23 protein-coding genes are annotated in these 21,348 nt (G+C 71.5%); 11 read left to right on the forward strand and 12 right to left on the reverse strand.

Features of this window, described 5'->3' with window-relative positions; translation table 11 throughout:
• Positions 1–107: 107 nt before the first annotated feature.
• From ACFWGJ_RS07970 to ACFWGJ_RS07985, 4 genes are all read right to left on the reverse strand, one after another.
• Positions 108–866 carry an SDR family oxidoreductase gene (locus tag ACFWGJ_RS07970; protein WP_366786977.1) on the reverse strand — a complete coding sequence of 253 codons (759 nt, stop codon included), beginning with the start codon at positions 864–866 and terminating at the stop codon, positions 108–110.
• 16 nt (positions 867–882) lie between these two features.
• Complete coding sequence (gene fabG / locus ACFWGJ_RS07975) at positions 883–1,644, reverse strand: 3-oxoacyl-ACP reductase FabG (RefSeq protein ID WP_387321723.1); 762 nt, start codon at positions 1,642–1,644, stop codon at positions 883–885.
• 181 nt (positions 1,645–1,825) lie between these two features.
• Positions 1,826–2,248 carry a DUF3037 domain-containing protein gene (locus tag ACFWGJ_RS07980; RefSeq protein ID WP_387321724.1) on the reverse strand — a complete coding sequence of 141 codons (423 nt, stop codon included), beginning with the start codon at positions 2,246–2,248 and terminating at the stop codon, positions 1,826–1,828.
• Positions 2,245–3,084, reverse strand: coding sequence for a HipA family kinase (locus ACFWGJ_RS07985; RefSeq protein WP_387321725.1), 840 nt, complete (start codon positions 3,082–3,084; stop codon positions 2,245–2,247). Before ACFWGJ_RS07985 ends, ACFWGJ_RS07980 begins: the two co-directional genes overlap by 4 nt.
• A gap of 72 nt (positions 3,085–3,156) precedes the next feature.
• Here ACFWGJ_RS07985 and ACFWGJ_RS07990 point away from each other — a divergent pair, with 72 nt between their 5' ends.
• On the forward strand, positions 3,157–3,657 hold the full coding sequence (locus tag ACFWGJ_RS07990; protein WP_387321727.1) for an NUDIX hydrolase: 501 nt from the start codon (positions 3,157–3,159) through the stop codon (positions 3,655–3,657).
• 47 nt (positions 3,658–3,704) lie between these two features.
• On the opposite strand, the gene ACFWGJ_RS07995 is transcribed toward ACFWGJ_RS07990, so the two are convergent.
• The 8 genes from ACFWGJ_RS07995 to ACFWGJ_RS08030 all read right to left on the reverse strand — a co-directional run bounded on the left by ACFWGJ_RS07995 (position 3,705) and on the right by ACFWGJ_RS08030 (position 11,235).
• Positions 3,705–4,472 (reverse strand): ABC transporter permease, encoded by a 768-nt coding sequence (locus ACFWGJ_RS07995; RefSeq protein WP_387321728.1) that lies wholly within the window; start codon positions 4,470–4,472, stop codon positions 3,705–3,707.
• Positions 4,469–5,350, reverse strand: coding sequence for an ABC transporter ATP-binding protein (locus tag ACFWGJ_RS08000; RefSeq protein WP_387321729.1), 882 nt, complete (start codon positions 5,348–5,350; stop codon positions 4,469–4,471). The genes ACFWGJ_RS07995 and ACFWGJ_RS08000 overlap by 4 nt, the downstream gene beginning before the upstream one ends.
• A gap of 110 nt (positions 5,351–5,460) precedes the next feature.
• Entirely contained in the window at positions 5,461–5,913 is a 453-nt protein-coding gene (locus tag ACFWGJ_RS08005) for a type II toxin-antitoxin system RatA family toxin (RefSeq protein WP_387321730.1), read from the reverse strand.
• A gap of 34 nt (positions 5,914–5,947) precedes the next feature.
• Positions 5,948–7,180 (reverse strand): aspartate aminotransferase family protein, encoded by a 1,233-nt coding sequence (locus tag ACFWGJ_RS08010; RefSeq protein ID WP_387321731.1) that lies wholly within the window; start codon positions 7,178–7,180, stop codon positions 5,948–5,950.
• Positions 7,177–8,694, reverse strand: coding sequence for an acyl-CoA dehydrogenase family protein (locus ACFWGJ_RS08015; RefSeq protein WP_387321732.1), 1,518 nt, complete (start codon positions 8,692–8,694; stop codon positions 7,177–7,179). The genes ACFWGJ_RS08010 and ACFWGJ_RS08015 overlap by 4 nt, the downstream gene beginning before the upstream one ends.
• Positions 8,691–9,716, reverse strand: a complete 1,026-nt coding sequence (locus ACFWGJ_RS08020) for an SDR family oxidoreductase (protein WP_387321734.1) — start codon at positions 9,714–9,716, stop codon at positions 8,691–8,693. The genes ACFWGJ_RS08015 and ACFWGJ_RS08020 overlap by 4 nt, the downstream gene beginning before the upstream one ends.
• Positions 9,713–10,234 (reverse strand): hypothetical protein, encoded by a 522-nt coding sequence (locus tag ACFWGJ_RS08025; RefSeq protein WP_387321736.1) that lies wholly within the window; start codon positions 10,232–10,234, stop codon positions 9,713–9,715. Before ACFWGJ_RS08025 ends, ACFWGJ_RS08020 begins: the two co-directional genes overlap by 4 nt.
• Entirely contained in the window at positions 10,231–11,235 is a 1,005-nt protein-coding gene (locus ACFWGJ_RS08030) for a hypothetical protein (protein ID WP_387321738.1), read from the reverse strand. Before ACFWGJ_RS08030 ends, ACFWGJ_RS08025 begins: the two co-directional genes overlap by 4 nt.
• Before the next feature lie 661 nt (positions 11,236–11,896).
• On the opposite strand from ACFWGJ_RS08030, the gene ACFWGJ_RS08035 reads away from it, so the two are divergent.
• From ACFWGJ_RS08035 to ACFWGJ_RS08080, 10 genes are all read left to right on the forward strand, one after another.
• A complete protein-coding gene (locus ACFWGJ_RS08035; protein WP_387321739.1) occupies positions 11,897–12,058 on the forward strand; it encodes a hypothetical protein in 162 nt (53 codons plus the stop codon).
• Positions 12,055–13,842 (forward strand): adenosylcobalamin-dependent ribonucleoside-diphosphate reductase, encoded by a 1,788-nt coding sequence (locus tag ACFWGJ_RS08040; RefSeq protein ID WP_387321741.1) that lies wholly within the window; start codon positions 12,055–12,057, stop codon positions 13,840–13,842. Before ACFWGJ_RS08035 ends, ACFWGJ_RS08040 begins: the two co-directional genes overlap by 4 nt.
• A gap of 1 nt (position 13,843) precedes the next feature.
• A complete protein-coding gene (locus ACFWGJ_RS08045; RefSeq protein ID WP_387321742.1) occupies positions 13,844–15,100 on the forward strand; it encodes a DegT/DnrJ/EryC1/StrS family aminotransferase in 1,257 nt (418 codons plus the stop codon).
• Positions 15,072–15,788: a flavin reductase family protein gene (locus tag ACFWGJ_RS08050; RefSeq protein WP_387321744.1), complete on the forward strand. Its 717-nt coding sequence runs from the start codon at positions 15,072–15,074 to the stop codon at positions 15,786–15,788. The genes ACFWGJ_RS08045 and ACFWGJ_RS08050 overlap by 29 nt, the downstream gene beginning before the upstream one ends.
• Positions 15,785–16,795, forward strand: a complete 1,011-nt coding sequence (locus ACFWGJ_RS08055; RefSeq protein WP_387321745.1) for a polyprenyl synthetase family protein — start codon at positions 15,785–15,787, stop codon at positions 16,793–16,795. Before ACFWGJ_RS08050 ends, ACFWGJ_RS08055 begins: the two co-directional genes overlap by 4 nt.
• A 114-nt stretch (positions 16,796–16,909) precedes the next feature.
• Positions 16,910–17,920: a class I SAM-dependent methyltransferase gene (locus ACFWGJ_RS08060; protein ID WP_387321746.1), complete on the forward strand. Its 1,011-nt coding sequence runs from the start codon at positions 16,910–16,912 to the stop codon at positions 17,918–17,920.
• On the forward strand, positions 17,920–19,140 hold the full coding sequence (locus tag ACFWGJ_RS08065; protein ID WP_387321747.1) for an aromatic ring-hydroxylating dioxygenase subunit alpha: 1,221 nt from the start codon (positions 17,920–17,922) through the stop codon (positions 19,138–19,140). The genes ACFWGJ_RS08060 and ACFWGJ_RS08065 overlap by 1 nt, the downstream gene beginning before the upstream one ends.
• Positions 19,137–20,060, forward strand: a complete 924-nt coding sequence (locus ACFWGJ_RS08070; protein ID WP_387321748.1) for a hypothetical protein — start codon at positions 19,137–19,139, stop codon at positions 20,058–20,060. The genes ACFWGJ_RS08065 and ACFWGJ_RS08070 overlap by 4 nt, the downstream gene beginning before the upstream one ends.
• Complete coding sequence (locus ACFWGJ_RS08075) at positions 20,057–20,521, forward strand: DUF3237 domain-containing protein (RefSeq protein ID WP_387321749.1); 465 nt, start codon at positions 20,057–20,059, stop codon at positions 20,519–20,521. The genes ACFWGJ_RS08070 and ACFWGJ_RS08075 overlap by 4 nt, the downstream gene beginning before the upstream one ends.
• Complete coding sequence (locus tag ACFWGJ_RS08080) at positions 20,521–21,312, forward strand: SDR family NAD(P)-dependent oxidoreductase (protein ID WP_387321751.1); 792 nt, start codon at positions 20,521–20,523, stop codon at positions 21,310–21,312. The genes ACFWGJ_RS08075 and ACFWGJ_RS08080 overlap by 1 nt, the downstream gene beginning before the upstream one ends.
• The last annotated feature ends 36 nt before the right edge of the window (positions 21,313–21,348 follow it).

Here is a 21,348-nt window from a genome sequence, read left to right on the forward strand (position 1 = left end):
TTGTTTGGAATCTGTGCGGAACATATCCGCTTTCCGCACGAATTTTCCGTGTGGAAAACCCGTGTACGACGCAGGGTTTAAAACGCCGAATTTATTGTCGTCACCGGTCAGGACACGCCCGCGTTGAGGAAGATCCCGCCGTCGACCACGAGCGTCTGCCCGGTGATCCAGTCCGACTGCTCCGAGGTGAGGAAGGCCGCGGCGCCCCCGATGTCGGAGGGCACCCCGAGCCTGCCGAGCGGGTACGCCGAGGCGGCCTCCTCCTCGCGGCCCTCGTACAGGGCCTGCGCGAACTTGGTCTTGACGACGGCTGGCGCGATCGAGTTGACCCGCACCAGCGGTGCGAACTCGTGCGCCAGCTGCAGGGACAGGTTGATCATCGCGGCCTTGCTCATGCCGTACGCGCCGATGAACGGCGAGGCCGAGACTCCCGCGAGGGAGGCGATGTTGACGATGGCGCCGCCGTTCGCGCTCTGCCACGCCTTCCACGTCTGCTGGGCGAAGCCGAGCGCGGAGACGACATTGGTCTCGAACACCTTCCGCGCCACATTGAGGTCGAGGTCGGCGATCGGCCCGAACACCGGGTTCGTACCAGCGTTGTTGACCAGGAAGTCGACGCGGCCGAACGCCTCCATGGTGCGCTCGACGGCGACGGCCTGGTGGGCCTCGTCGTGGGCCTTGCCCGCGACGCCGATGACGCGGTCGGCGCCGAGCTGCTCGACGGCCTCCTTGAGCGCGTCCTCGTTGCGGCCGGTGATGCACACCCGGTCGCCACGGGCCAGCAGCGCCTGCGCGACGCCGTAGCCGATGCCGCGGCTGGCGCCGGTGACGAGGGCGACCTTGCCCGAGAGTTCCACAGTGGTCATGTCCCTGTCCCCCGTCCTAGTTGAGCGGTCCGCCGGCTACGTACAGCACCTGGCCGGAGACGAATCCGGCGGCGTCGCCCGTGAAGAAGGCGATCGCGTTGGCGATGTCGTCCGGGTTGCCCACGCGCTGGACGGGGATCTGGGTGGCGGCGGCGGCCTGGAACTCCTCGAAGCCCATGCCGACGCGCTCGGCGGTCGCGGCGGTCATGTCCGTCACGATGAAACCGGGCGCCACGGCGTTCGCGGTGACGCCGAACTTGCCCAGCTCGAACGCGAGGGTCTTGGTGAAGCCCTGCAGACCGGCCTTGGCCGCGGAGTAGTTGACCTGGCCGCGGTTGCCGAGCGCCGAGGACGAGGAGAGGTTGACGACCCGGCCGAACTTGGCCTCCACCATGTACTTCTGGACGGCCCGCGTCATCAGGAAGGAGCCGCGCAGGTGCACGTTCAGGACCGTGTCCCAGTCGGACACGCTCATCTTGAACAGCAGGTTGTCGCGGAGCACACCCGCGTTGTTCACCAGGATCGTCGGCGCCCCGAGCTCCTGGGCGACGCGCGCCACGGCGGCCTCGACCTGCGCCTCGTCGGAGACGTCGGCGCCCACCGCGATCGCCTTGCCGCCGGCGGCGGTGATCTTCTCGACGGTGTCCTTGCACGCGGCCTCGTCGAGGTCGATCACCGCGACGGCACGGCCCTCGGCGGCCAGTCGTACGGCGGTCGCGGCGCCGATGCCGCGCGCGGCACCGGTGACTACGGCGACGCGCTGCTCAGTGGTGGACATTGCTGGTTCTCCTCGCCCTTGGGGAAGCCCTTGAACGGTACACCCCACTGGTGAGCGACCGCTTAGTACCTTCAACGGACGAGACGCTAGAAGCCTTGGCACCCAGTGTCAACGGCACACCGCGCCCATGTGATCCATTACCTGGCCGGGAGGTGGCCCGTCCCCGGCGGAAAGGTGCTCCTCACCTGACGAGCAGGTCGAGCAGGCGTGCCGTCTCGGCCTCGGGATCGGCGGTGAGACCGGTGTGGACGGGGCCCGGCTGCACCACCGTGGAGCGGGGCGCGATCAGCCAGCGGAAGCGGCGTCCGGCGTCGTCGCCCGCGGCCTGTCCGGCCGCCGCGCCCCCGGCGCAGACGCCCTCGACGGCCCGCAGCGCGGCCCGGACGCCGGGCGCGTCCGCCGCCGGGTCGAGCGCGAGCAGCTTGGTCTCGTCGAGATGGGTGCGGGCGGCCACGAAGGAGTGCGCGCGGCAGTACACGAGCACGCCCGCGTTGAAGTACTCCCCCCGCTCGACGCGTGGCACGACGCGCAGCACCGCGTACTCGTAGACCACCCGGTCGACGGCCTCGCCGACACGGCCTTCCCGGCCGTCGCGCTCGCTCACTTCGTGCCCTTCCGGATGTCACGGACGTGGCTGGTACCGCTGGTACCGCTGGTGTCACTGGTGCGACCGCTGCCGGCGGTGTCGCTCTGGAGGCGGATGCGCTCGTGGATCGTGGCGGCCCGGGCCAGGAGCGGGCGCGCGTACGCCTCCCGGAGCGCGTCGGCCGAGTCGAAGCCCGGCTCGTCCTTCAGCCACTCCTCGGGGATCGCGGCGGTCACCTCGGCGAGCAGTTCCGCCGTGACGCGTGGCCCCAACTCCGCGGCGGCGCCCGGGATGTCGGGACGGAAGGGGGCGAGGGCGTGGTCGGTCGCGTCGTACGGTCTGGCCGCCGAGGCCTGCGCGCCCGGCCAGTTGTGGTGCCAGATCATGGTGGCGCCGTGGTCGATGAGCCACAGCTCGCCGTCCCGGAACAGCAGGTTGGGGTTGCGCCACGACCGGTCGACGTTGTTGACCAGCGCGTCGAACCAGACGACCTTCCCGGCTTCCTCCGGGCTCACCTCGTGGGCGAGGGAGTCGAAGCCGATCGCCCGGGAGAGGAAGTCCATGCCGAGGTTCAGCCCGCCGCTCGACTTGAGCAACTCCTGCACCTGCTGGTCGGGTTCGCCGAGTCCGATGACCGGGTCGAGCCCGATCGTGACCAGTCCCGGTACGCGCAGCCCCAGGCGCCGGGCCAGTTCACCGCAGACGATCTCCGCGACGAGGGTCTTGCGTCCCTGACCGGCGCCGGTGAACTTCATGACGTACGTACCGAGGTCGTCGGCCTCGACGAGTCCCGGCAGCGAGCCGCCCTCACGCAGGGGCGTGATGTAGCGGGTCGCGGTGACTTCTGTCAGCATTTCCCCAGGTTATAGGGGCTGCCACAGTCGTCGTCCGGAGGCTCCCCGATCGCTGCGGCCAGGGGGGACGGCATGTCCGAGCCAGACGGGTCCGAGGGGGACGGGGCGGTCCGGGTCGACCCCGGCGTCGAGGTGCCCTGTCCGGCGGAGGGCGAGCTGTGGACCGTCGGGGCGGTGATCCTGAACGAGCGGGACGAGGCGTTCGCCCAGAAGCGCGGGCCCCACCGGCGGCTGTTCCCCGGGACCTGGGACGTCGTGGGCGGGCATGTCGAAGCCGGGGAGAGCCTGCTCGAAGCGCTGGCCCGCGAGGTCGAGGAGGAGACCGGCTGGCGCCTGCGCCGGGTCCGCCGGCTGCTGCGGGTCACCCAGTGGGTCGGTGACGACGGCGGGGCCCTGCGGCACGAGGCGGACTTCCTCGTCGAGGTGGACGGCGATCTCTCCCGTCCGGCCCTGGAGTGGTCGAAGAACTCCGCCTACCACTGGTTCGGTCCGGGCGAGATCCACCGGCTCAAGGAGAACTGCGCGCCGGGGAACCATCTCGTGCACGACCTGATCGCACAGGTCGTGGCCTGACAGGACAGGTCGTGGCCTGACGGGGCAGGCCTTTGGCTCCCGCACCCTCAGTCCCAGTGCTGTTTGTCGGCCTCCCCGTCGAACCGCCACACCGCGAGCGCGACGAACAGGGCGGCGAAGGCGCACAGCACCCCGATGTGCGGAAGCACCCCGGCCACCCCCTCACCGTTCAGGATCACCTCGCGGTAGCCGTGGCTCGCCCAGTACACGGGGGTGAACCTGGCGAGCGAGCCCACCCAGTCCGCCATCAGCTCCGTCGGGACGAGAGTGCCGCCGAGGATCACCCAGACCAGCGTCGTCACCCGCTCGTAGGCGAAGGCCTGCCGGCGTGTCCGGGCGACGGCGCACAGCAGGAAGGAGAAGGCCACCACACAGGCGGACAGCGCGGCCATGACGGCCAGCAGGGCGAGCAGACTCCCCCGTACCCGCAGGTCCATGAGCGTCCGGCCGAGCAGGAACAGCACACAGGACTGGGCCATGACCAGGGCCAGACAGGGCGCCACCTTTCCCGTCATCAGCTCGGTGTCGCGCAGGGGTGAGACCCGCAGCCGCGCCCAGGTGTTGAGGCCGTGCTCACGGAAGACGGACTCCGTGACGAGGCCCGCCATGAAGAAGGAGAACATCACCGTCATGCCGGGCACCGCCAGCTCGGCGCCGCTGACGCCGCGGTAGCCGAGCCGGTCCAGGGCCCCGGCGTACAGGGGCTTGATGAAGAACATGAGCAGCGCGGGCGTCAGCAGCATGGTGATGACCGGTGCCGGTTCGCGGCGCAGCCAGAGCAGATCGTGGCGGGCCACCGTCAGGGCGCGGTTCACTCGGCCCGCTCCGCCCCGAGCAGTTCCAGGTACGCGGCTTCGAGCCCGGCGCGGGAGAGTTCCACCGCCCGCAGGCGTTCGCGGTCCCGCCCGGTCAGTTCCACCGCCTTGACCAGGTCGGCGCCGGGCCGGTCCGTGGGCAGGAACACCGTGTCACCGGCCGCTCTGGCGCCGGGCCAGGGCAGCTCCGGAGCCTTACCGGCGAACGTGAGCACCAGCTCGCTGCGGGTCCAGCGCGCGATGAGCTGGTCCACGCCCGCGTCCTCCCGCACCCGGCCGTCGCCGAGCACGACGACCCGTGCGTCCAGCTCCTCCACCTCCTGCAGGTAGTGCGTGGTGTACAGGACGGTGCTGCCCTCGTCGGCCAGGGCGCGGACCTGGCGCAGGAGGCCGCGGCGGGTCTGCGGGTCGGCGCCCGCGGTGGGTTCGTCGAGCAGGATCAGCCGGGGCCGGTGGACCAGCGCGCAGCCCACGTGCAGCCGGCGCTGCTGGCCGCCGGAGAGTTCGCGGGCCCGGCGTCGGCGCAGCGGCGCCAGGTCGAGTGTCTCCAGCAGGCTGTCGACCGAGGTGCGCAGTTCGCCGCGGCGCAGGCCGGCCAGGGCCCCGAAGAAGCGCAGGTTCTCCTCCACGGTGTGGGTGGGGTAGACGGCCACGTCCTGTGCGGCGAGACCGATCCGGCCGCGTGCGGCGCGGGGGGCGCGTACGACGTCGGTGCCGAGGACCGAGACGGAGCCCGCGTCGGGGCGCAGCAGGCCCGCGACGACGGACACGAGGGTGGTTTTCCCGGCTCCGTTGGGCCCGAGCAGGGAGACCACCTCTCCCCGTTCCGCGACGAGATCCACCTCGTCGAGCACCCGCCTGCCTCCGAAGGACTTCACGAGTCCGCTGATCCGGAGCCCCGGTGCCGATGCTGATCCCGGTGCCGGTCGCGATGCCGGTGTCGGCCGCGATGCCGGTGCAGGTGCGGGTCGCCATGCCGGTCCGGGCGTCACCGGGTGGCGCGCTCCCCGAGCGCCAGGAGCATGTCGGTGGAGTTGCGTTCGATGGCGCGTACGGCGACGGGTTCCAGCATGGGCTTGAGCATGGCGATGCCGATCTCGAACTCCACCTCCAGGGTCACCCTGGTGACCGTGTCGCTCTCACGGACGACCTGCCAGTACCCCTGGAACACCTCCAGGTCGCCCGAGACCTGCGTGTACCGGATACGCCGGGCGCGGTGATCCCGTACCTCGTGCTCGGTCCACTTGAGGACGGAACCCTTGAGCAGTACCTCCCAGTCGGTCATCGCCTCCATGCTGCCGTCGTCGCGGGCCTTCTCGTTGTAGACCTTGGTCGAGATGACCACTTCCATGAAGGCCGGGTACGACTCGACGTCGCAGACCCTCTCCCACACCGTTTCCGCCGGGGCGTGCAGGCGCTCGCTGACCGTCACCACGGGCATGTCAGGACCTCCGTCATGTGCTCGGTTCCCTCCGTCACGTGCTCAGTTCTCTCCGGGTCGTCGCCGCGGCTTGTTGCAGTCCGCGTGCGAGGAACGCGAGATCGTCCTCGTCGATGAACGCCGGTGGGGTGAACCGCAGCACCCCCGGCGCGGTCAGACACATGGTCAGCAGGATTCGCCCGCTCAGCGCGGCCCGCATCATCTCGGCCGACACGTCCGGCCGTGTCCCGTGCAGTCCGAGCATCAGACCGCGGCCGGTGACGCCGGTGAACAGCCCCGGCCAGTCCCGCACCAGACCGGTGAGGACGGTGTGCAGTCTCCGTCCGGCCCGCCGGGCCAGCGCGGGTACGTCGTGGGAGGCGACGACCTCCAGCGTGGCCAGCAGCGCGGCCGACGCGAGTGGATTGCCCCCGAAGGTCGAGGTGTGCAGCAGCGGGTCGTGGTCGTAGGGGCGAAAGGCGTCCTCGGTGGCGACGAGGGCCGAGACGGGTATGACTCCGCCGCCCAGTGCCTTGCCGGACAGCAGGATGTCGGGCCGCACCCCCAGGGGCTCGTGGGCCCACAGCGTGCCGCAGCGGCCGAGGCCGCACTGGATCTCGTCGAGGACGAGGAGCGTGCCCGCCTCGTCGCACGCCCGGCGCAGCGCCCCGGCGTACTCGGGGGTCAGGGGGTGGACACCGCCCTCGCCCTGTACGGGTTCGGCGAAGACCGCGGCGGGCCGCTGTTCGCGTACGAGCCGTGCGGCCGAGGCGGCGTCGTCGCGCGGCAGCCGGAGCACGCCGGGGAGCAGCGGCCCCAGTCCGGCGCGGAAGGGCGCGGCGTCGGTGAGGCTCAGCGCGCCCGTCGTCTTGCCGTGGAAGGAACCCGCGAGGTGGGCGAGACCGGTCCGGCCGGTGCGGGCGCGGGCGAGCTTGAGGGCCGCTTCCACGGCCTCCGCGCCCGAGTTGAGCAGCATGACCTTGGTCAGCGGCTCCGGAGCCAGTGCGGCGAGTGCCGCCGCCGCGCGCGCGTGGGACTCGTTGGGGAGCGTCCTGGTGGACCCGGCGAGCGTACGGAGCTGCCGTGCCACGGCTTCGACGGGTCCGGCGTGGCCGTGGCCCAGCAGGAACACCGCGAAGGAGCCCATGTCGAGGTAGCGCTCACCGCCCGCGCTGGTGACCCAGGCGCCGTCGCCGCTGACCTCCGGGTCGGTGGCGCCCGTCAGCCGGAAGAGGAGGGCGCGCCCGGCGGACTGATGGGCACGAACGAGGTCGAGCAGGGCCGTCATGGGGCCTCGCCCACGGCCCGCTGACTCCGTCCGGGGCCGGGCCGCTCGCCAGGTCCTGCGCTGTGCCGCTCGTTCCGTCCGGGGCCGGGCCGCTCGTCGGGACGTGCGCTGTACCGCTCGTTCCGCCTGAGGCCGGGCCGCTCGTCGGGACGTGCGCTGTGCCGCTCGTCCCCCGCGAAGCCGGGGCGTTCGTCCAGTTCGAAGGTGAAGGGGAGTCCGAGGGCCCAGCGGCCGAGGAGCTGGCGGGTGGCGAAACGGGTCGGCGGGTGGAAGCGGGCCGCGTGGGCGTCCCGCAGCAGCCGCGAGGCCGTCCCCGTGGCCGCGTAGGAGGCCACGCCCACGAGTTCGGAGGCCGCCTCGACGGCCCGGGTCGCCAGTTCCGCGGCCCGGCACTTGAGGGCGAGCAGCGCCGGGATGAGGCTGCGCGGATCGGCCGTACGGGCGTCCAGCTGCCGTGCGAGCCCGGCGCAAGCCGCCTCCAGCGGGAGGACCTCGACTAGGAGGGCGCCGAGCGCGGACTGGAAGGAGGGCAGTTCGGAGCGGGACGCGCCGAGGTGGGTGATCCGCGCGTTCTCCAGCGCGGCACGTGCCTGGTCGACCGCGGCGGAGATCAGCCCGAGGTAGCAGGCCGTGATCGACACGCAGAACCAGCCGAGTCCGGCGGCGAAGACCTCGTCGCCCTGGGAGCCGGGCCGCGTGCGGTGGAAGACGAGTTCGTCGGGGATCACGCAGTCCCGCAGCCGTACCGTGTCGGATTCGGAGGCGCGCATGCCCAGCGTGTTCCAGGTGCGTTCGACGGTGATGCCGGGGCTGTCGGTGGCGACGAGTGCCACCAGCAGGCTCTCCGGACCGCCCGCCTCGTCGCGCACCTGCAGACAGAGCAGGTCGCTGCGTTCGGCCAGGGAACAGGGCACCTTGACGCCGTTCACCGTCCATTCCTTGCCGGTGCGGCGGGCGGTGCAGTGGGACCGGGTCAGCGCACCGGCCAGTCCGGGCTCGGCGAAGGCGTTGCCGACGATGCGCTGCTGGCCGGCGATCGCTTCGAGCAGCATCCACGACTCGTCGCGCTCGCGGCGCCAGTGCTCGACGAGGACGCCCACCGAGAACAGGTGCATGGTGACCGCGATGGCGAGCGCCGGGTCCGCCGCGCCGATCCGGCGTTGCAGGGCGCAGCACTCCTCGATCGAACCGCCGCCGCCCTCGAACTCACGCGGTACGGGCAGCCCGAACCAGCCCGCTTCGCGCAGCGCCCCGACACTGCTGTCGGACAGCCGGCCCGCGCGGTCGTTCCGCTCCGCGAGCCCGGCCAGCGTCTCGGTGACCGAGGTGGGCAGCAGCCGTTCCGTCTCCGGCCAGATGGCCTGGATTCCACGCCGGTAGTCATAGGCGTCCGTGTCGTTCGTGCCCGCGTCGTTCGTGCCTGTGCCGTACGTGCGAGCGTCGTACGCGTCTGCGTCGTACGTGCCTGTGCCGTACGCGCCTGCGTCCTGGTCGTGGTCGTGTGCGGCGTTCACGTCTTCTCCTCCTCGCCGGCCCACGGTGTGGGGCTGCCCTGGGCCAGCCGCGGATGCCGGTCGGCCCACGCCCGGACGCACGTCCGCAGGGCGGGCCTGACGGGCGGTACGCGCCGGGTCACTCCGATGGGGTCGTGCGTGGACATGTACGGGATGAACGCGCTGAGCAGCTCCACCGCACGGAGCTGGCGTGCCGTCAGGTGCGGGCGCGCGAAGGGCAGGTAGAAGCGGTCCCACTGCTCAGGGGTGACGATCGTCGGGACCTCCAGAGGAGCGCACCCCCGTGCGGCGCGCCATGCGTTGAGCGCGACGAACTCCACCTCGACCAGTTCCTTCACCGAGCACGCGTCCTCGCCGGCGCCCAGCACGACGGGCTGTCCTGCCGATCCGTCGTGTCCCTCGCGCGCGAGGTCCAGTACGCACGCGGCGACGTCGCAGCTCGTCACGGTCTCCACGCATGCCTCCCCGTCCCCGACGACGGCGGGCAGCAGCCCGGTGACGCAGCTGCGGAGCAGCGCGTACAGGCCGGTGAACCTGCTGACCGCCCCGTCCGAGCGGCGGCCGACCACCAGGGGCGGGCGCACCACCGTGGCCCCGTAGCGCTCGACGGCCTCCCGCTCAGCGGCGGCCTTGGACCACTCGTAGCTGTTGCGGTAGTCGTCCGGGCTCTGTGATCCGGCGGCGCCGCGCAGGCCGGTGACGTACGCGGTGGAGACATGGACGACGTGGGTCCGGGGGCCGACCAGGGGCGCGAGGGCGCCGACGGGGGCGACGTTCGCGGCGGTGGCCCGCGCCTCGGGGAGGTTCCAGCGGGGGCGGGCCGCCGCGTTCACGATCACGTCCCAGGGGCCGGTGAGTTCCGGTGGTGCCGGGGTCTCCCCCATCCGCCAGGCCGTGGCGCCGGTACCGCCCCGGGCCGAGCAGCCGGTGACCTGCCAGCCGGCTGCCCGTGCCTGCCCGGCCAGTTCGGCTCCGACCACTCCGGTGACGCCGGTGATGAGCATCGTGCCTGGTGTGTTCACAGCGGCTTGATCCATTCGCTGGGCAGCATGGCGGGCAGGCCGAGTTCGTCGACGGCCTCCTGCCAGCCGCGCACGAGGCGGAGTCCGCCGAACATGCCGTTGGGAGAACGGAGTTCGGGCAGTTCGCCGTGCAGACCGAGTTCTTCCTGCGCGACGGCGACCCAGTCGCGCAGGCGCCCGAGCCACTCCCCGGCCCCGGTCGGGTCGGCGGCGAGGGCGTTGGCCTCGTGGACGAACCGCAGCCCCTCGACACGGACGTCGTCGGGGACGCGGGCGCACGGGTCGACGGCCCCGCCGTCCTCGTAGAGGTACGGTTCGCCGCCGTTCGCCAGGCCGCGCACGTACAGGCAGGACTGCACCAGGTGACGGGTCTGGGCGGCCACCAGCCGCCACTGACCTGCGCGGACGCCGCCTCCGACGTCCTCCAGCGCCGACTGGGTGACGACCATGGTGATGACGGCCCCGTGGCTGACGTGCGTCACGTGGGTGCGCAGGTCGCGCGTGGGGCGTACGGTCACGGCGCGCTCCGAATCCCCAGCCAGAGCATGTCCTCGGCGAAGAGCGACACGACATCGGGGTGCCACGGCTCGCCCGGGTGGTAGGTCCAGCGGCCGCGAGCGCTCACCGGGCTGCCCGTGGAGACGGCGGCGGCACGCAGCCCCCAGCGGGAGACCAGGTGTCCCTCGCCGAAGGGGCGCCAGGAGGTGCCGGCCGCGGGCAGCAGACACACCTCCCAGCCGGACGCGTCCACGTCGGAGAGATAGGTGTCGAGGACTTCCTCGGCCCGGCGCAGGTACGCGGGTGCCTCGTCCGCCGTCAGCGGTGGGCGCATCGCCAGCTCGAACGCCGCCAGCCCGTCCCTGTCGCCGAGCCGCCGCAGCTTCTCACCAACCCACTTCCATTTGAAATAGCGCTCGCCCTTGGTGACCGCGTGCCGTTCCAGGGCGGCGATCACCGCCTCACCCGCCCGCAGTGCGGCCGCCAGCGGTTTGTGTCCCGCCAGCGCGCGTGCGGCGGACCGCATACGGACGGCCTCGACCGCGTACCAGGCGCGCAGCCACCCGGTGATCTCCCCGTCGAGCCGGCGCTGCCAGTCCAGCCACTGCGGTGTGCCGTCCAGCGGGAGTCCCAGGCCGAAGCGGCTGAACGTGTCGAACAGTTTGCGCTGTTCGACCAGGTCGCCCGGGGAAATGTCCTGAGGCGGCCAGGCTCCCGCGCTCAACTCCGCGTGCCGGGCCTTGAGTTGGCCGGCGCCGGTGATGATGACGTCGATGCGCGCGCTCTTCGCGTACGACATCAGCGGAAGCGTGCTGGCCACGTCGTCCTGTACGACGACGTACAGGTCGAGGTCGCTGGTGTCGTTGCCGAAGCCCGCGATGACGGAGCCCGCGGCGACGACGAGCAACGGGTCGCCGAAGGACTCGTCCACCTGTTCCAGCACGCGTGCGCGGGTCAGCCCGTGTGCCTCGATGTGCGCGGCGAACCGTTCGGTCCGCACGTCGCGGCGCGCCGTTGTCACACTGCCGGCTTTCTCCATCTGCGTATTTCCCCCTCGGGCTCCGACGCCGCGCATTCCTCAAGATTCTCTCTCCGTGAATCCGCGTCCTGTGCAATACCGATCTCCACGACTCTTCGCGTCGCACTTCCGTTGGCGTCCGGTGATGTCCGGTGGCGTCCGGTCCCGTCCGATGAAATCCGACGCTGTCCGCCGGCGTCCGCCGGTGTCCACCGCAATCCGCCGGAATCCGTCGACATCCGTCGGCGTCCGAAAAGAACACGCGACCCCGCTTGTCGAATTCACCATGAGCCGGCCGCACGGGTCATTCGACGCTCGCACCGCCTGGGACATCGACGAACTCACCATGCAGGCCCCGCTCAAGAGCGTGACCGCACCCAATGGGATGCCTCATTCTTGGCCGCGGTCAGCCGTGACCGCAAGGGGCATCGAGAGCCCTCCGACCCGAACGGCTCCGTGGAATCTTTTGTTCCCCGAAAGGAATGCCTGCTCAGCGGATAGTTAACGGATCAACATTGATTTCCCAATTTTCTTCACTATCCTTGTTCGCCAAGTGGCAACCCGTTTGCCGGGGATCACGTCACGCCCAGGACATTTCCGGGAGCCGTGTACAGCGGCCTTCACCTCAGGTGTTTCCTCAGGTGTTTTTCGAAAGGAGCCGCGCGTGGAACGGGGGGTTTATGTGGCCCTGCTCGGCATCGAAGGGGGCGGCAGGTCCTCGGTGGCCGCAGCACTGCGTGAGGGGCCGGCACACGCGGGCCACGAGGCCGTGGACGCGAGCACGGACGTGAGGTGGGGGCATCCCGGTCTGCGAGGGCCGCGGTGAACTTTTCGGTTCTCGAAGCCAAGCTGGGCCGCCGGACGGCCACGCGCACCGGTTCCGTGCGCACCGAGACGGCGGAGGAGATCCTCGACCGCGTCGCCGGGACACTGGGCGGCGTCGAGTCCCGGTACACGAGCGCGTCCGCCGCCCACCACTGGGCGGCCCGGTTCCGGGCGATGATGGCGGAGAACCGGTTCCTGCCCAGTGGACGTGTGCTCAACAACTGCGGCACCCGGCAGGGGCAGCTCGCGAGTTGTTTCGTACTCCCCCTGCCCGACGAATTCGCCGGGATCTTCGACACGTTGGGGCTCGCCGCGGCCTGCCACCGCACGGGCGGCGGCACCGGATTCGACCTGAGCGCGCTGCGTGAGTCCGGGGCCGGCATCAGCTCCGCCGAGGCGGCCGGCGCCAGTGGTCCGGTCTCCTGGCTGCGTCTGTTCGACACCGAGACGACGGTGACGATGCAGGGCGGCAAGATGCGGGGCGCGAACCTTGCCTCGCTCTCCGTGCGGCACCCGGACATCTTCGCGTTCCTCGACGCCAAGGCGCGGGTGGGTGACTTGTCGAACTTCAACATCTCCGTCTCCGTGGACGACGCGTACATGCACGCGCTGGCCGCGGGAGAGGAGATCGCCCTCGTCCGGCCCCAGGACGGCCGGACCGTGCGCACGGTGCCCGCCGCGGAGATCTGGGAGCGGCTGGCGCACAACGCCTGGCGTACCGGCGACCCCGGCGTGCTGTTCCTCGACACCGTCAACCGCGCCAACCCGCTCGCCGGACGCCTCGGCCCCATCCGGACCACCAACCCGTGCGGGGAGCAGACCCTCTACCCGTACGAGGCGAGCAACCTCGGCTCCGTCAACCTCGCCGCCTTCGGCCGCGCGGGCCGCGTCGACTGGCCGGCGCTGGAGCAGACCGTCGCGGACGCGACACGGCTGCTCGACAACGCCATCGACGCCAGCCGCTACCCGGACCCCCGGATCACCGCGATGGCACACGCCAACCGGCGGCTGGGGCTCGGAGTGATGGGCTTCGCCGACCTCCTGGTCCACCTCGGCATCCCGTACGACTCGCAGGCCGCGCTCGCCCTGATCGACGAGCTGGGCTCCCGGATCCGCGACGTGACCCGGGATGTCAGCCGTCAACTCGCCCTGCAGCGCGGCTCGTTCCCCAACTGGGAGCACACCGGCTGGAGCAGGCCCGCGCGCAACTGCGGGATCACCACGGTCGCGCCCACCGGGACGATCTCGATGGTCGCCGGCTGCTCGGCGGGCATCGAACCCCGCTTCGCCGCCGTCTGGAACAAGGACGTGCTGACCGAGGACGGGGTCACCTTCGTCGACGGGGAACTGCTCGCCGAGGTACGCCGCTTCGCGGGGCTGACCGCCGAGGACGCGCTGGACCTCGTACGGACGAAGGCGCCGGCGGACCTGCCTCTGCCTCCCGGCGCCCGTGCCAAGTACCGGTACGCCCACGACATCTCGCCCGCGTGGCATGTACGGGTCGCGGCGCGGTGGCAGCGGTACATCGACAACGCGGTCTCGAAGACGGTGAATCTGTCGCACTCGGCGACCGCTTCGGACGCGGCCGAGGTCTACCGGCTGAGCTGGGAGCTGGGCTGCAAGGGCACCTCCCTCTACCGGCAGGGCTCCCGCGAGCGCGACCTGATGGAGACCCGGGTGACCACTGACAGCCGAGCGGGCGCTGACGCCCGCGTGGCCGCCGAGGACCGGTTCCGCCAGAGCAGGGCGCTGCTCGCGGGCCGGGCGAACGCGGAGGTGGGCTGAGATGGACCGACTGGCGCTGGAGGGCGGCCCGCAGGCGGTCACCGTGCCCCCTCCGCCCGCCTGGCCCCAGCTCTCACCGGCCGCCAGGGCGCGGGTGGAGCGGCTGCTGGACTCGGGTGACCTGTCGGACTACGACCACGGTCCCGTGCTGGCCGAGTTCGAGCGGACCGTCGCCGGCTACCACGGACTGCCGTACGCGCTCGCCTCGTCGAGCGGCACCGACGCGCTCCTGTGCGCGTACTTCGCGGTGGGGGTCGGGCCGGGCGACGAGGTGCTGGTACCGTCCTACAGCTTCCACGCGACGGTGGCCCCGCTGTTCCTGCTCTCCGCGGTCCCCGTGCTGTGCGACGTGGACCCGCTGACGGGGAACATCGATCTCGCCGACGCCGAGTCGCGCATCACCGAGCGGACCAGGGCCGTCGCGGTGACGCATCTGTGGGGCCACCCGGTGGACCTGACGGCGCTGGGGCGGCTCGCGGAGCGGCACGGCCTCAAGGTCGTCGAGGACGGCTCGCACGCCCACGGCGCCCGGTACCGCGGCCGTCCGGTCGGCACCTTCGGCGACGCGGGGGTCTTCAGCCTCGGCGCACGGAAGATGGTCAGCGGTGGCATGGGCGGCGTCCTGGTGACCGCGGACGAGGACACCTTCCGCGCCCCGCAGCGCCTCGGCCACACCCACGAGCGGGCCGGCCGGTCCCTGCCCGCGGCGGACGTGGCGGTCGGCCTCGGCGGCAACCACCGCATCGGGCTGCCGGCCGCCGCGATCTGCATCGAGCAGTACCGCGACCTGGACGAACGGATCGCCGTCAAGACGGCGGTCCTGGAAGGGCTGAGCAAACGGCTCTCGGACATCCCCGGGCTGCGGCCCCCGTGCACGGCGGCGCACGTGACACGCGGGGGCTGGTACGGCTACAAGGCGCGCTACGTCCCCGAGGAGCTGGACGGGCTGCCGCTGGACGACTTCGTCACCGCGCTGCGGGCCGAGGGGCTCGACGTCGGCCGCCCCTCCAACAGGCCGCTGCACCGGCAGGCGATGTTCACCGGCCACCGGCTCGAACCGCCCCACTACCGTCCCGGCCGGCCCCGCCCGCTCTACCGGCAGGGGGAACTGCCGGGCGCGGAGCAGTACTACCGGTCGAGCCTGAGCTTCCCCGCTCCCCGCCTGCACCACCCCTGCGACGACCTTCTCGACGCGTACCAGGACGGCATCCACAAGGTGGTGAGGAACGTTGGACGCATCATCCGGGCGGCCCGCTGAGACGGGCGGCGGCGCGACCACGAAGATCTCGGTCCCGCCCAACGCCTTCTACGTCCCCTCCCCCGTCGTCCTGCTCACGACGGTCAGCGAACAGGGCGAGGTGGACGTCTCGGCGATGTCGGCGGTCGGCGTGGTGTGCCTGGACCCCGCGATCATCGCGGTGGGCATCAAACCGCGCCGCCACACCTACAAGAACATCCGCCGCACCGGCCGTTTCGTGGTGAACCTGCCGCTGGAGAAGGACCTGTGGGCCGCCGACTTCACCGGTACCCGGTCCTGGCGCCGCAGCGGCGACAAGGTCGCGGAATCGGGCCTGGAGATCCGTGAACTGCCGGGGACCGGGCTGCCGTACGTGGAGAGCTGTCCGATCGTGATGGCCTGCGACGCCGTGGGGCACCTCGGCCGCAAGGAGCTGAACCTGCAGGCGGCGCCGTCCCACCAGACGGTCCTGGGCCGGATCGCCGAGTGCCTCGTCGACGCGCGGTGGCTGGGGCAGGACGAGGTGCGGCTGGAGGACATGCCGGTCCTCCTCTACCTCAACCGCGTCTACGCCCGGCGCGGGGCCGTCCTCGGGGAGCAGCGGTTCACCGACGATCCGCGCAAGCGCAGGGAACGGATGCGCGCCTACCGCAGTCTCGGCGGCGCGCAGGGCACGAACACCACCCGCGAAGAGGAGAGGACCCCGTGAAACTTCCATCCGTTCTGGAGAACGCCCACGCCCAGATCGTCCCCGCTCTGCGATCCGCCTTCGGTGAACTCTCGCCCGAGCTGCGGGCGGTGGTCGACTACCACATGGGCTGGCGCGACGCGCAGGGCCGGCCGGTCGAGAAGCAGAGCAGCAAGGGCGTACGGCCGACGCTCGCCCTCCTGGCCACCGCCGCCGCCGGGCACGCACCGGACGAGTCGGCCGTCCCCGGGGCGGTCGCGGTGGAGGCGCTGCACAACTGCGCCTTCCTGCTGGACGACGTGATGGACGGCGACCGCCACCGCAGGCAGCGCGAGACGGCCTGGGTGGTCTTCGGGAAGGGCATGTCCACGCTGGCCGGCGCCTCCCTGTTCGTCCTCGGGAACGCGACGCTGCTGCGCTCGGACTCACCCCACCGGCACGAGGCGGTGAGCCTGTACGACGACACCTTCGCGACGATGCTCGCCGGTCAGGCCCTCGATCTGGAGATGGAGGGGGCGAGCGAGGTGAGCGTCGAGCGGTGCGTGCGGATGACGGAGTGGAAGACCGCCTCGCTGATGCGCTGCGCGGTCACCATGGGCGCGGTCCTCGCGGGCGCCCCCACGCCCGTACTGGAGCAACTGCGCGTGTACGGAGAGGCCCTGGGCGTCGCCTTCCAGGCGCGGGACGACCTGCTGGGCATCTGGGGAGCCCCCCATGAGACGGGCGGGCGTCCGCCCGGCTTCGACCTGAAGGCCCGCAAGGCGACCCTGCCCGTGGCCTTCGCCCTGGAGGAGAAGGGCGCGGCGGCGGACCAGCTGCGGGAGTTCCTGCTGCGCCCCGGACCGAGTGACGCGGAGGTCGCGCGCGCCACCGAGCTGGTCGAGAAGGGGGGTGGCCGGGAGCGTACGGCCGAGCTGGCGTCGTCGAAGGTCACCGACGCGCTGACGGCGCTGGAGTCCCTGGACCTCGCCGGGGACATCCGGCGCGGCTTCACGGAGATCGCCGCGATGGGCCGCCCCGACCACTGACCCGTACCACTCCCGATCCGTACGACCACTGGCCCGTACCACCCCCCAATCCGTACGCCCGCTGACCCCTACCACCACTGAACCGCACGCGAGGCACCCGGATGGAGTGTGCCGATGACCCGGTCATCCGAACGTCAGAACGTCGACCAGACCAGCACTCAACACGCCTACCACCGGGGCCTGTTCCCCGCTCTCTACGACTGGGAGCGGACCGAGCGGGCGATCGTGGAGTTCAGCGAGGACAGCCGGCCGAGCGGGCTGCTCGGTCTCGACCAGATGGGGCACTTCGGACCGCACGGATGCGACCTGATCGCCGACGTCGTCCGCGAGGCGTTCCCCCGCCGCGTACCGGCGCTGTGCGAACTGGGCAGCGGCTTCGGCGGGGCGCTGCGCCACACCGTGGACAGGCTGGCCACCCACGGTGTCGACGTCGGCCGGGCCTACGGCGTCGACCTGGTGCCCGAGCACTGCGCGGTCAGCCGCCTGATCAGCGCACGGCAGGGCAGGGCCGCGGTGACCGAGATCTGCGCGTCCGCGACCGACGTGCCGCTGCCCGACGGCTCGCTCGACGTGGTGACGGTCACCGGCTCGATGCCGCACTTCCCGCGCCCCGGCGAGGTGTTGTGCGAGGCCGCGAGGCTGTTGCGGTCCGGCGGGCTCCTGGTGCTGACGGAGGAGGTCAGCCTGACGCGCAGCCGACGGGGGCCGGGCCCCGCGTTCCGCGAGAGGCATCCGCCCGGCGTCTTCTTCACCACGCCCGTCGACGAACGGCTGGAACAGCTGCGACGGGCCGGATTCGTCGCCACCACCGAACGGCCCCTGCGGCAGTGGGCCATCGCACTGCTTGAGGAGCGGCTCAAGGTGGTGAGCATCTTCCGGGGCAGCGCCGACGGCATCTACGGCGAACGGTCGGTCGACTCGATCCGCGCGACGCTCGGCACCGCCCGCAACGAGTTCCGCGCGGGCCGGCTCGTCCCCATGCTGCTGTCCGCCCGACGGGCCGCCGCCCCGCGCCGCGACACCAGCACGCTGACTGAATCGGCTGCACCAGCTGCACCAGCTGCACCAGCTGCACCGACTGCACCGACTGCACCGACGCGGCGTCGGACCGGAGGAACCCACTGATGCGAGAAGAGACCCAGTCCCAGCTCGTCGGACGTCTGCTGACACACATCGACGAGGCGACCACCGACGTCTCGGAGCACGTCTCGTTGCGGTCGAGCGATCCGTACGGGGACGAGGAGGTGTACCGGCGTGAAGTGGATCGGATCTTCCGCCGGGAGCCGTTCATCGTCGCCCACGTCACGCAGTTGGCCTCCCCCGGCGACTACGTGGCCGACGACCTCTTGGGCGTCCCGTTCCTGCTGGTCAAACAGTCCGACGGCGAGATACGCGGCTTCGTCGACCTGTGCCGCCACCGGGGTACGCGGCTGGTCGCGCCCGGCGCGGGCAGTGCGGTGGCGGAGGGGTTCACCTGCCCCTGGCACGGCTGGCGGTACGGGCTGGACGGCGGACTGTGCGGGATCACCGACCGGCAGCGCGGGTTTCCCGGGATCGACATGGCCCGACGCGGACTGCTCTCCCTGACCACGGAGGTACGGCACGGGTTCGTATGGGCCACGCTTGACGCGGACGGCGAGCGGGGTGCGGCGGAGTTGGCGGATGTGGCGGATGTGGCGAGGCAACTGGGCTCGCTGGACGCCGAGTTCACCGATCTCGGACTGGACACGCACACCGTCTACGGGCACTCCCGGCGGCCCGGCCGGTTCAACTGGAAGCTGGGCATCGAGGCGTTCCTGGAGACCTACCACTTCCGCTGGCTGCACCCGGCCATGAAGAAGTACGTCTTCGCCCCCGACCTGTCCCTGGTGGACGGCATCGGCAGGCACGTACGCCTGGTCGCCCCCAAGAAGTCCGTACTCGGTAACCGGGACCTGCGGCCCGAGGACCGGCGCATCCGCGACCACGCCACGATCGCCTACGTCCTCTTCCCCAGCACGGTCCTGTTCCTGGAGAAGCGGCACATCACCGTGATGTCGATGCGGCCCACGGCCGTCGACGCGTGCGACGTGCGTTTTCTGCACGCCGTCCGGGAGGACACCCTTCACCGCCGGGCGTACTACGACGACAACATCGGCAAGTTCATGGACGCGGCGGCCGAGGACTTCGCCGCGCTGGAACTGGCCCAGGACGGGTTCGGCCGGCCCGGCGCGGTACGCGCCCCCGGGCACGGGAGCGTCGTGTTCGGCAGGAACGAGTGGGGCCTCCAGCTGTTCCGCGCGAACGTGGACGCCGCCCTGGCGGAGCAGGACCCCGCCCTCTCGGAGAAGGAGGACCGGCGATGACCACCTGCGCCCCCGGGTTCCATCTGGCCTTGATGGGCATCGACGGAGTCGGCAAGAGCACCCTGGTCAAGGAACTCGCCGAGACCGCCCGGGGCCAGGGCCTCCCCGTACGCACCGTCTCCTGGCGCGGCGTCGTCGAGGAGGAAGGAGAGGAGAGCTCCTTCCCGAAAGCGGAACTGCGCCGTCTGTGGGTGGAGTCGTTCCGCGCCTACTTCGGCGGCGCCCGCACGGCACAGGGCACCCCCGTCGAACTGCCCGTCTCCTTCGAGGACTTGTACGCGCGCGGCGGCACCGAGTACCTGAACGGGGTGCGCGTCCACGATCTGCGGCCCGACGGCGCGCTGGCCTCGGCCTGGATCGAACTCGCCGCCAACACGCTGCTGCACCAGGCCGTCATCGAACCGGCCGTCGCCGAGGGGTGCGCGGTGCTGCAGGAGTCGTACGGCTACAAGCATCTGCTGAAGCTGTTCGCCTACGCCGAGCATCTGTCGCCCCGGATGGCCGAGACCGCGTCGATCGGCCGCGCGCTGGTGGCCGACTACTTCGGCCGGGTGCTGCAGCCCGATGTGGGGGTGTATGTGGCCGGTGACCCGAGGACGGCCCTGCGCTGGCGGCGGCAGCAGTCCGAGCTGGGCACGTTCGAGACGTTCGCCTCCTCCGGGGAGAGCGCCGAGTCCTCCTTCCTACGGCTCCAGGAGCACACCGCGCGGGCCTTCGGGACGTTCGCGCAGACCCACGGCTGGACCCGGGTCGACGTCCTGGACGCGCCCCGCGCGCAGAACCGGCGCCGCATCCTGGCGGCCCTGGCCCGCAGTCCGCTGGCCGACCGCCTCGACCTCACGGAGTTCGATCTCGGGGACTTCGGCCCCGGGCAGCGCGAACCCAGGCAGCGCGATCTCAAGGAGACGGGGGCACGATGAAGGATCTGGAGCTGCGTACGGAGCTGTTGTTCGAGCTGCGGGCGGAGGTCGAGAGCCGGCTGGACATCGGGGACACCGCGTTCGGGCGCCGCCGCGTCTACGTCGTCTCGGGCGGCACCTTCACGGGCCCGAGGCTGCGCGGGGAGATCCTCGGCGGCGCGGGCGACTGGCTGGTCCGCGGGGCGGACGGGACCTCCGAACTGGATGTGCGGGCGACCCTCAGTACGGACGACGGGGAACTGATCTACAACCACTACCGCGGCATCTACCACGTGCCGCCCGAGGTGAAGGCACGCATGGACGGCGGCGAGGACGTCCCGCCGTCCACGTACTACTTCCGGACCACGCCCCGGTTCGAGACCGGCTCCGCCAAGTACGGGTGGCTGAACCGGACCGTCGCGGTGGGCGTGGGCCGCAGGACGAGTACCGGGATCGCCTACCGCGTCTACCGGGTGCTGTGATGGCCGGGAGGCTGACCGGGAAGACAGTGGTCGTCACCGGCGGCGCGTCCGGCCTGGGGGCCGCCGCGTGCCTGCGTTTCGCCGCGGAGGGCGCCGCCGTGGTGCTCGCCGACCGCGACCTGGGGCGGGCCGAGTCCGTCGTCTCCGCCATAGCCGAACGCGGGGGTACCGCAACGGCGGTCCGCTCCGACGTCAGCTCCGAGGCGGACATGACGGAGATGGCCGCGACCGCGGTGGAGCGGTACGGCCGCGTCGACGCCCTCTACTGCAACGCCGGCATACCGGCGGTGGGCACCGCCCTGGTTACCGAGCGGAGCGTGTGGGACCGCGCGCTGGACGTGATGCTGACGGGAACCTGGCTCAGCATGCGCGCCGTGCTGGCCGGCATGGTCGCGCAGCGGTCGGGCTCGATCGTCGTGCAGGCCTCGGTCGCCGGGGTGGTCGGGGTGCCCGGCCTGGCGCCCTACTCGGCGGCCAAGGCCGGGGCGATCGGACTCACCCGCCAGGTCGCGGCCGACTTCGCCCGGCACGGGATCAGGGCCAACACGATCTGCCCCGGCACCGTGCCCACCTCCCTCGTGGACCGCACGCTGGAGGCGCAGATCTCGGCAGGTCTCAAGAGGCCCCGTACACATGCGGAGAACCTGAAAGGCGCGGCGGAGAACTATCCGCTGGGACGGCTGGGGACGCTCGACGACGTCGTCAACGCGGCGGTGTTCCTCGCCTCCGACGAATCGGCGTGGATCACAGGTCAGCACTTCGTCGTGGACGGCGGCTTCACCGCGGTCTGAGAGCCCGAGAGGTCTGAGAGGTCTGAGAGAGGAGCA

The organism is Streptomyces sp. NPDC060205 (assembly GCF_042728395.1).
GTDB lineage: Bacteria > Actinomycetota > Actinomycetes > Streptomycetales > Streptomycetaceae > Streptomyces.

What these genes read in the sequence shown, in the direction of transcription:
- ACFWGJ_RS08045 (WP_387321742.1), top strand. Translation starts at nt 13,844, where the DNA reads ATGGACCGACTGGCGCTGGAGGGCGGCCCGCAGGCGGTCACCGTGCCC.
- ACFWGJ_RS08005 (WP_387321730.1), bottom strand. Translation starts at nt 5,913, where the DNA reads ATGCCCGTGGTGACGGTCAGCGAGCGCCTGCACGCCCCGGCGGAAACG.
- ACFWGJ_RS08075 (WP_387321749.1), top strand. Translation starts at nt 20,057, where the DNA reads ATGAAGGATCTGGAGCTGCGTACGGAGCTGTTGTTCGAGCTGCGGGCG.
- ACFWGJ_RS08010 (WP_387321731.1), bottom strand. Translation starts at nt 7,180, where the DNA reads ATGACGGCCCTGCTCGACCTCGTTCGTGCCCATCAGTCCGCCGGGCGC.
- ACFWGJ_RS08080 (WP_387321751.1), top strand. Translation starts at nt 20,521, where the DNA reads ATGGCCGGGAGGCTGACCGGGAAGACAGTGGTCGTCACCGGCGGCGCG.
- ACFWGJ_RS08070 (WP_387321748.1), top strand. Translation starts at nt 19,137, where the DNA reads ATGACCACCTGCGCCCCCGGGTTCCATCTGGCCTTGATGGGCATCGAC.
- ACFWGJ_RS07970 (WP_366786977.1), bottom strand. Translation starts at nt 866, where the DNA reads ATGACCACTGTGGAACTCTCGGGCAAGGTCGCCCTCGTCACCGGCGCC.
- ACFWGJ_RS07990 (WP_387321727.1), top strand. Translation starts at nt 3,157, where the DNA reads ATGTCCGAGCCAGACGGGTCCGAGGGGGACGGGGCGGTCCGGGTCGAC.
- fabG (WP_387321723.1), bottom strand. Translation starts at nt 1,644, where the DNA reads ATGTCCACCACTGAGCAGCGCGTCGCCGTAGTCACCGGTGCCGCGCGC.
- ACFWGJ_RS08065 (WP_387321747.1), top strand. Translation starts at nt 17,920, where the DNA reads ATGCGAGAAGAGACCCAGTCCCAGCTCGTCGGACGTCTGCTGACACAC.
- ACFWGJ_RS08060 (WP_387321746.1), top strand. Translation starts at nt 16,910, where the DNA reads ATGACCCGGTCATCCGAACGTCAGAACGTCGACCAGACCAGCACTCAA.
- ACFWGJ_RS07985 (WP_387321725.1), bottom strand. Translation starts at nt 3,084, where the DNA reads ATGCTGACAGAAGTCACCGCGACCCGCTACATCACGCCCCTGCGTGAG.